Source organism: Brachybacterium sp. AOP42-C2-15 (assembly GCF_052377065.1).
Classification (GTDB): Bacteria; Actinomycetota; Actinomycetes; order Actinomycetales; family Dermabacteraceae; genus Brachybacterium.
In genome coordinates, this window is the sequence record NZ_JBQSWK010000065.1 from 1 (window position 1) to 8827 (window position 8827).

Sequence of the window (8827 nt, forward strand, 5' to 3'; positions counted from 1 at the left end):
CTTTTTCTACGAAGGCTTCTGCATCCTTAGTGAACCGGCTAGTAGTGATGAAGACGCCTTGATTAGCACCATTTCCAGAGAGCGCTCCGACGAACTCTTGAATTGCGGGACGCCCGACCGTGTTCCCTTCGGCGTAGCGCTTGGCCTGCACGTAGATGCGAGCCAGTCCCAACGCATCTTGGTCGATAATCCCGTCGATCCCGCCATCACGTGAGAGCTGAGTACGGCGCGCCACGCCTTCCGCCCCTGTGTAGCCCATCGCGGTGAGCAAGTCGAGCACGGACTGTTCAAAGAATGCAGGTTCTAGCGCACGGATGCGAGTGAGGAGCTGGTCGGCAACATCCGCCGTGATACGAGCGATCCCGGCATCGATCTGTTCGTCAGGGGCGAGAGTCGATGCGTCCTCTCCATCGGCGGCATCGTCGATGGTCGCACTCGATTCGAGGTTCGACGAGGGTATCGAAGGCAGCTCAGTCACCCGCAGACTCGGTCGCCTCTTTGCCGCCGGCGACTCGTAGCCAGGTACACGGCGCAGGTCCTTCTCAGTCATGCCATCCGGATGAGTCGAGAGCAGCTGTTTACCGATCTCGGTGATCCGATACTGGCCACGGCTGGGGCGCTCCACCGCTCCAGCTCGGGCCAAATACGACAGAGCCCAGTTCGCTCGATTTATCCACTGTTCCTGACCGGATGGAATGAAAATCGCGCGATGTTCTTCAGTCACCGCCAGGACGTTGGCAGCCGCTGAAACGACCTCGCGCGTCCTTCGGACCTGCCCGTCAAGAAGAACCTTCAATGAGGGAATCATGTATTGGTCCCAAGTAGGGGCGGGCATAAGCGTCTCCTTGTCAGAACAGGGCTACCTCGACAGTAACGTGCGAGAGCGACCAGCGTAGGTCGTCGATCGTCGAGCGGAGTGATCCGCGACGGTGGGCCGTTTGAGTATGGGTGCGACAACGCATTGCCAGGTCCTGCGACGCCCATTCCCCGCCCACTGGCCAGATCGACAGGGACTCTCTGGCGAAGGTGGGCGACATGGAACTGGGACGTGGACCGCGATACGAGAAGGACTCCGATGACCTCGCGAACTCCCTCAGCGGTGGCGCGGTCAAGGTCGGGCTGTTCGTGCTGGTCACCATCTTCGTCCTGTCCCTACTGGTCGGGGTGCTCTCGTGAGCGGCTCCGTGTTCGGGATCGCCGGCGGGTCTGTCGAAGAGCTTGGTACTGATGCGGCGAGCGTTGGGCGCGCGGGCGAGGAGAGCACGGGGCGGGTGCTGGACATGATCGCGGTGGAGTCCCGTCGGGATGTGTGGCATGACCTGGATGTCCCTGCTCGCGGGATCGCCGCGAACATCGACCACATCGTCACGGGAGGCACGGTCGTGCTGATCGTCGACTCGAAGCGGTGGCGGCCCGGCTTCTACTGGACGCTCGAGGACACTTCGTACCGGTGGCTGTCGAAGGTGGAGCACGCCGACCGTCGCACGATGGCGATGATCCAGCAGCGCATCAGCGCCCACATCCCCCGTGCCCTGATCCGTCGTCCGCTGGTGTCGATCGAGGCCTCTCGCCCCGGGACTCTGAGCGTGACGTTCCTGCACGTCCCTGGTGCCGATGCGATTCGGGCCAGTGCCCTCCCTCGGCGGGTCCGGGCGCTGGTGCCCGATGAGCCGACCGATCCGGATCTCGTCGCGGCCCTGTACCCCCTGCTCCGCACCAGCTGAGGAGTATCCATGGCTCAGAAGTACGACAAGCCCGCCCTGAACCTCACCCTCCCTTTGACGGTGCTGACGATCCTGTTCACCGGAGCCGCGGTGCTGGTCGGGTTGCCTGCGGGGTGGGTGCTGTTCACCGGGATGCTGGCCGTCGCGTGCCTGCATCCGGCGCCGATGCTCACCGGGCCGAAGGAGACGCCCGCCAATCCTCGAGAGGAACGCCTGGTCCGCCGGCACCGGTCCTGGCTGGATACCCGCACGTCCCTGCTGCTCGGGAACGCGTGGGGCTGGGAGACCGTGTGGCCTGGAATCCCTACCCGTCTCTCTTTCATCGCTTCGGCCGCGACCGGTGCACTCGTGGCGGCTCTCCCGCTGTCTGGTCAGCTCCCGACCGTGATGCTCGAGCGCCTCGGGGCACTGCTCGGTGCGGACGCACCAGTCGTAGCGATGCCGTGGTGGGTGGCAGTGACGTCAGGGCTGCTGACCCATCACGTGGTCACCTCGCTGCTGGCCCGCCGACGCAGAGTCCGAGAGCAGCCGGTCGTCGCCATCGTTCCCATGATGCTCCGGCAGCTCTGGAGCTCCCGGGCACGTCCACTCGTGCTTGCGGCCCCCTTGGTCGCTGTGTTCGGTGTTTGGGCTGCCGCGACCGGGCTGGCCATGGCGGGGCAGAACTCTCCGACGTGGCGGGCCGTCGGGATGGCCGCTGCGACGGTGCTCGCCATCGTCGCGATCTTAGGTGGACCGATCTCGCGGATCTGTCTGGAGCGTTGGCGGCGCCTGCAGGAGGCCAACGAGCAGTGGGCGCCGCGGTTCGCCGAGCTCTTCACCGAGAAGGAAGGCCGGCCACGGATCGTAGACCGGACCGTTGCGCTGTGCGGGGCCATCGTCGACATGATGGACGCCCCGCCGAAGCTCATGGCCGCCGGGCTGCAGGAGCGGGCCGACGCGATCTCGGCGTTCTACGGAGACCCCTCCACTCGAATCGATGTGCTCTCCAGCCCAAACCTCGACGCAGCGGGACAGCAGATCCCCGGCACCGCGCACCAGCTGCGCGTGCGGATCGTCCAGTGGCCGGAAGGGTCGTTCCCGAACCTGTTGGACCCTGACCTTGATCCGTACTCTCGCGACCTCGCCCTGGAATCAGTCCTGGCCCGAGCCCTGGATGGGATCGGCGTGAACCGGATGGCGCTGCTCGAGGCCGTGCTGGTCGCCCACCTGCCCACGAAGGCCGATCCGCGCCAGGCTGAGCTCACCGAGAAGCGCAACCGCAGCGTCCGCCAGCAGATCGAGAAGCTCGGCGACAAGGACCCCGCCGAGGTCGCTCGCCTGGAGCAGTCCCTGGCTGAACCGGTCGAGCTCCCGAGGTCCTCCCGTTTCGCAGCAGCGTGGCGGTGGCTACGGGGCGTGCCGGCGCCTGCACCGGTCACCCCGGAGGACTCGCCGTTGGCAATTTGGAAGACGACCTGGGCGATGCCGGGCATTCCCACTCCCCCGTGGCACACGATCCAGTCCGAGTACGCGACCATCGCCGCCGCCTGCTCCACCGTGGTCGAGGGCGAATCGGTCGACGTTGATGTCGTGGTCGATCGGCGCAACAGCTATCTCCTCGTAGGCGACCCCCTCTCCGAGGATGCGAGGTACGCGGAGGACTCGGGCCTGACCGTGGAGCAGGTCCGCAACGTGCAGGCGGAGATCGAGTGGGAGAAGCGCTGGGAGCAGACCCTCCCCCAGGGTGCGCAGCCACCGACGACACGATTCGAGATCACCCGAGACGCCGAGCTGACACAGCGGTTCTCCCGCGACGGTCTCGTGCTGCATGAGCAGCTGTTCGCCACCAAGACCGGCCTGGACGCGGGCGAGACGTACATCGACCCGCGCGGCAAGGACTTCGAGAAAGGGATGCGCACCTCGATCACCGGCGCGCAGATGGTCTCGATCGTCGGCTGGCCCAGCGAGAGGGAAGGCCCCGGCTCCCGCCACCCGCACCTGTTCCTGGTCCGCTGGGCCACCGATCCCGTACCGACCACCCCACAGGACGTCGCCCCGCCACAGGGCGCGGCCCCCGTCGCCACCAGCGCCTCCGCATGGATGCTCGCGCACCTGATCAACAGCGCCTTCCGGGCAGCGGCCGTGAAGATGCCCAAGCCCGAACTCGTCGAGACCGAAGCACTGACCATGCCGGCGAGTTCGAAGCACGCCTGGAAGGTCACGCTCCGCCTGCACGGAGGGACGACCCTCGTCGACGTGCGGAAGAAAGCCGACGCGATCCGTTCCCAGCTCGCCTGCCCCTGGATGCGCCTGGCCAGCCCCCGCGACGGTGAAGTCACCCTGTACATCGGGGACCCGGGGCCCGGGGCGAAGCTGCGTTGCGGCGCCGAGGTCGAAGTGCGACGGGTCGACTTCGACCAAGCGTTCGTCGACTCCAACATCACGAACCTCTCCGGCAGCGTGCCCACTCTGACGAAGCTCGAGACACTCGCGTCGAACGACCAGGTGGAGGTGCTGGACTTCGACCTGCCCGCCGGCGTGGATGTCGCCAAGGTCAACGGCAATCGGGAGAAGCTGCGCTCAAACCTGAACGTGGAGTTCCTCGACGTGCGCCGCCACGGAGCCTCCGGGATCCAGCTGTTCATGGCCGAGCACGACCCGCTCCCCGAACGCGTCGGAATCCCCTTCGACCGGCTCGGCGACACCCCCGCTGCCTTCGGGGTGAGTGCGCTCGGTGAGCCGACCATCTACGACCCGATCGAGAACCCCCACCTCCTGGTGCTCGGCGGCACCGGTGCCGGCAAGTCCGCGGCGATCAGCACCATACTGTTCGACCTGATCCGCTGCGGCTACCTCCCCGTCGTCATCGACCCGACCAAGGGCGGGTACGACTTCCTGTTCGCCAAGGACTGGGCAATTGCACCGTTCGCCGCCGACGTCTACCAGGCCGCCTCGACCATGAAGGCCCTCTATGGCGAGCTCGAGCGCCGCAAGGCCTTGAACGGCACGTTCGGCGTGGTGAATATCGACAAGCTGCCCGAGGAGGCGAGCCCGCCGCATCTGATCGTGGTGGTCGATGAGTTCACGTCCCTGATCGGGAAGTCCTCGGTGCCGCCGAAGTCTGACGACCCGGCCGCAGACCATGCCCGGCTCGAGGCCGAAGCCGAGAACAACGCGCGAGCGATCATCGGAAACATTGTCGGCAAGCTTGGACGGGAGGCGCGCTCCGTGGGGATCCACCTGCTGCTGGGCACCCAGAAGCTGAGCTCGAAGATCCTCGACACCATGCCGGGCGGAGCCGACATAAAAACCAACCTGGCCAGGATGGGGCTGGGGAACATGACCCAGGGCGACCGGATGAGCGCGTTCCGGAACCCCATGGAAGCCGACACCATCGCCGCACCCCGGGTCGGGCGAGGCCTGTTCGAACCGCTGACCGCTCCGCACCCGCGCCTCATGCAGGTCTGGTACGAAGAAAACGCCACCCTCCACGAGAAGTTGCAGGAGCACGACATCCCCCGCCCAGTCCCGGCGCAACTGCTGGACCCATTGGATCCGCGCTACGTGGTCGCGCCGCTGGCAGATTTCGTCGACGTGGTCGAAGAAACCATCACAGAGCAGGCCGTGCCGGCGGTGGAGGAGCTCGACCTGAACATCAGCTTCGACCTCGGCTCCCTGCTCGGAAACACCGGCCGCGATTCCGATCCCGAACGTGGCGCATCCTCTGGTGGGCGGAGCGTGGCCCTGTCCGAGCTCGCAGCGAACAGTCACTTCGAACTCCTCGAAGCCCTCCAGACCGTGATCGAACAGGAGTCTGTTACAGAGATCGTCGTGGACGTCGAGGGGCTGGACACCGAATCCGAGGTCGGCGCCACCTACCGAGAGCTGATCACCGAGCTCGCCGCCGACGTGAGAGCCGAATTGCACGAGCCGGCCACCCCGGCACGCGACGCCCAGACAGAAGGCCCGCCCGAGGTCGCTCCCGACCCGGTCGACGCACCCGAAACGCCACCAGCACCAGTCGCCGACACACCAGACGATGAGGATGACGGGTTCGACTTCACCTTCGAGGCGCCACCGATGGTCCGCGGCGGAATCTGACCACGCCAGCCGCGTTCTCCCGCCCACTGGGGCGGCCGAGGAGGTCACCCATGGCGGAACAGCCCGAGGCTCCCGGTCCCGACACCGGGGACACTCGCCTGCCCGGCGACGATTCGCTGGACGCACCGGGAAGCGGTGACCTCGGCTCCGGCACCGACGGCGGCGCGGCCGAAGCTGTCAGGTCCACCGGCAAAGCGCTGGCGCAGAAGGGCGTCGAGGCCGGCGTGAAGAAGGCGACTGGGTCCGATATTGCCGTCAGCGCCATGCGGGGCGCACAGAAGGCTCGACGCGGCGACATGGTCGGCGGGGCCCAGGACGTCGCCGCCTCCGGAGCAGGAGCACTCACCACCGCAGCCATCGGCGCTACCGGTGCTGGAGCGCCCGTCGCGGGACTCGCCGGATCGGCCGTCACGACCATCTTCCAAACCAAGGTCTTCCGCTACCTCCTCACGGGTATTGCAGGGCTCGTCGTCGCCTCGATGGTGCTGCAGGTCGTGATCGTTACCGGGGTGACCGCCGCCATCGTCAGCGCCGTCCTGCCCGCCGTCAGCCAAGCAGCCTCTCACTCCCAGACCTGCAGTGATGGAGGTGGTGGGGCTCCGAGCGAGGTCGTCGGCGGGGACATCGAGGAGAAGGTGTGGAACTACCTCCGCGGCGCCGGGTACAGCGAAAAGCAGACCGCCGGGGTTATGGGCAACATCGAGCGCGAGAGCGGCTTCAACCCATTCATAGCCCAGGGCGGGGCCAGCACCCCGTCCGTCAGTTCCGGCTGGGGTCTGGTGCAGTGGACCGGCAGCCGCCACGCCGAGATCCGCGACGCCGTGATCGACGAGCTCGGCACCGACTACTACATCTCCGCCCCGAACATGCAGCAGCTGCCAGCCACGATGTCCGACGAGGACGTCGATGCGATGGTGCTGTTTCAGATGCGGTACATCATCGGAGAGCTCGAGGGCGTCGAGCAGGCGGCCGGCGACCACCTCGCTTCGACGACCACCGTGGAGGAGGCGACGCGATCATTCGAAGCGAAGTACGAACGTTCCGGTGTCATGGCGATCGAGGAACGGATCGCCAACGCCCAGTCGTTCTACGACCAGTACTCCGGCACGGCTACCCCAGCACCCGGCGGCACCGAACAGGCCCCCAGTTCTGCTGCGTCGGCCGATGCCGCGGTGGGTGGCGAGGGCAGCGACTGCACCGGCACGTCGATCGCCCCAGGCTCCGAAACCGGATCCGTCGTCCCCTGCCCCGACAGCACCGCGGGGTGCGTGAACATAGCCGCCCTGACCAAGCCCTCAGCTCTCCTGTCCTGCCCGGCAGGAACCACAGACCAGGGCACCACGACTGCCTACTACCGAGGCCAGGGCACGCCGATCCGCCTGTGCGCCCTCGGCGGCGCCACAGATCTGAACGGTCGCCCAATCGTCATGAACGCGACCATCGCCCCCGAGTTCGTCGCCTTCTGGACCGAAGCGGAGACGCAAGGGCTCGGACTGACGATCACGTCCTCCTACCGGTCCCACGCCAAGCAGCAGGCGCTGTACGCGAACTCCCCGGGTGGCGCCGCCCGGCCCGGATGGTCGAACCACGAGTTCGGGATGGCGTTCGACATCGGCGGCTTCCCGAGCTCCTACTCCCGCTTCAACTGCGGACCCACCCAGACGCCCGAGAAGGCCTGCCCCTACCCGGGAACCGGCGCCGACCTGGAACGGTGGAAGAAGCTCCGCGAGCTCGGTCTGAAGCACGGCATGTACATCCACGACGAGGAATTCTGGCACGTCGAATTCATCCCCTCCGGCCTCCACCGCGGCCGCAACATCGACGTCTACGAAGGATGACCAGCATGGGCTCGAAGATGATCCAGGGATTCATGATCGGGACGCTCGTGGTGCTCCTTCTCGCCGCGGCGGTCTGGCTGATCCCGGCGCCAGACCGTGAGACCGAAGAACCGTCACAGAGCGAGAGCACCGATGTCGCCGTACTGCCCTCCGACGGCGGAACGGACCAGCCGGTGGAGACCGCTGCACCGTCCCCGCCAGCAGTCGAGGACACACCGAAACCGACGGGCGATCGGGCGGACCCCGAACAGGTCGCGCGGGACTTCATGACCACGTATCCGGGCGACGTTCAGCCCCTCGCGGATCCGACCTTCCTCGCGTCCCTCGACGGAGTCGACGCGCCGTTGCTTGAACAGGTCACGGACATGAGTCTTGAGCAGGTGGACCACGTCACGGGTGACACCTACGAGCGGTACGCCTACACCGTCTCCGGCACGTACCGAGACGACGAGGTGCCGGTTTATTCGATCGTGGTCGCCCGACCTGCTGAACCCGGTGAAGGTGGAAGCACGGCCAAGAATGAACTGCCGTTCCAGGTGCACTCCTTCGACTGGGCCCCGGAAATGCTCGGCGACGAGAACAGTCCCGGCCCGGCCGCCGACGCACTCTCCCCGATCAGCGTCAACCAGCGCGGCAACCTGATCAGCCAGACCCACACCGACGTCATCTCCCAAATCCTCACCGTCGACCCCGATGAGAGCACCGAGCAGCGCCAAGCACGGCTGGATGAACTGACGGTCGAGCCCACCGACGTGACTCCCCCGATGTCGCGCAGCGGCCGCTACGCGATGACGACCGAGATCCTCTCCCAGACCTACAGCACTGAGCCGGGCGGACCGATCACGATCGCCTACGCCGGCACGTGGGTCGACCCCTACGACCCCACGTACAACGGCTCCTGGTCATTGACCGTCACGATCACGCGCGACGACGACGGCAGGTTCATCGTCCGCAGCGTGGAGCAGTCAGCTCCGACAGAGAGCAAAAACGACGAGTAGCCGTCAGACTACGAGCCCAGAGAGATGGACGAGCTCGGCGTCGTTCTACTGCTGAACTGGCACCCTCGCCCCCGTTCCAGCACGGTGGATTTAGCCGCAATTTGTCTGCGGCCTTGGATAAGCTCCGAGCATGCTCTCGGTCAAGTCACGTAGTGCCCGCATCGCCGCCTTCGCCGTCTTAACG

Annotated in this window: 6 protein-coding genes; 5 read left to right on the forward strand and 1 reads right to left on the reverse strand. The window is 66.4% G+C overall.

All coding sequences use genetic code 11. The annotated features are described in order from the left end of the window. A partial coding sequence (locus tag ACT3SQ_RS18425) for a restriction endonuclease (RefSeq protein ID WP_444601560.1) occupies window positions 1-808 on the reverse strand: 808 nt, incomplete at its 3' end. Between the two features lie 227 nt (window positions 809-1035). Between ACT3SQ_RS18425 and ACT3SQ_RS18430 the strand changes: the two genes are divergently transcribed. Genes ACT3SQ_RS18430 through ACT3SQ_RS18450 form a run of 5 tightly spaced genes read left to right on the forward strand, consistent with a single transcriptional unit; the run spans window position 1036 to window position 8643 of the window. Then, on the forward strand, window positions 1036-1176 hold the full coding sequence (locus tag ACT3SQ_RS18430; RefSeq protein ID WP_444601561.1) for a hypothetical protein: 141 nt from the start codon (window positions 1036-1038) through the stop codon (window positions 1174-1176). Further along, window positions 1173-1724, forward strand: a complete 552-nt coding sequence (locus tag ACT3SQ_RS18435) for a nuclease-related domain-containing protein (protein WP_444601562.1) — start codon at window positions 1173-1175, stop codon at window positions 1722-1724. The genes ACT3SQ_RS18430 and ACT3SQ_RS18435 overlap by 4 nt, the downstream gene beginning before the upstream one ends. A gap of 9 nt (window positions 1725-1733) precedes the next feature. Then, a complete protein-coding gene (locus tag ACT3SQ_RS18440; protein WP_444601563.1) occupies window positions 1734-5807 on the forward strand; it encodes an FtsK/SpoIIIE domain-containing protein in 4074 nt (1357 codons plus the stop codon). A 50-nt stretch (window positions 5808-5857) separates the two neighbouring features. Then, the gene (locus ACT3SQ_RS18445) at window positions 5858-7645 is read left to right on the forward strand and encodes a phage tail tip lysozyme (RefSeq protein WP_444601564.1); all 1788 of its coding nucleotides are present in this window, start codon (window positions 5858-5860) and stop codon (window positions 7643-7645) included. Window positions 7646-7650: 5 nt separating this feature from the next. Then, entirely contained in the window at window positions 7651-8643 is a 993-nt protein-coding gene (locus ACT3SQ_RS18450; RefSeq protein ID WP_444601565.1) for a hypothetical protein, read from the forward strand. Window positions 8644-8827 lie beyond the last annotated feature (184 nt).

What these genes read in the sequence shown, in the direction of transcription:
- ACT3SQ_RS18440 (WP_444601563.1), top strand. Translation starts at nt 1,734, where the DNA reads ATGGCTCAGAAGTACGACAAGCCCGCCCTGAACCTCACCCTCCCTTTG.
- ACT3SQ_RS18450 (WP_444601565.1), top strand. Translation starts at nt 7,651, where the DNA reads ATGGGCTCGAAGATGATCCAGGGATTCATGATCGGGACGCTCGTGGTG.
- ACT3SQ_RS18430 (WP_444601561.1), top strand. Translation starts at nt 1,036, where the DNA reads ATGGAACTGGGACGTGGACCGCGATACGAGAAGGACTCCGATGACCTC.
- ACT3SQ_RS18445 (WP_444601564.1), top strand. Translation starts at nt 5,858, where the DNA reads ATGGCGGAACAGCCCGAGGCTCCCGGTCCCGACACCGGGGACACTCGC.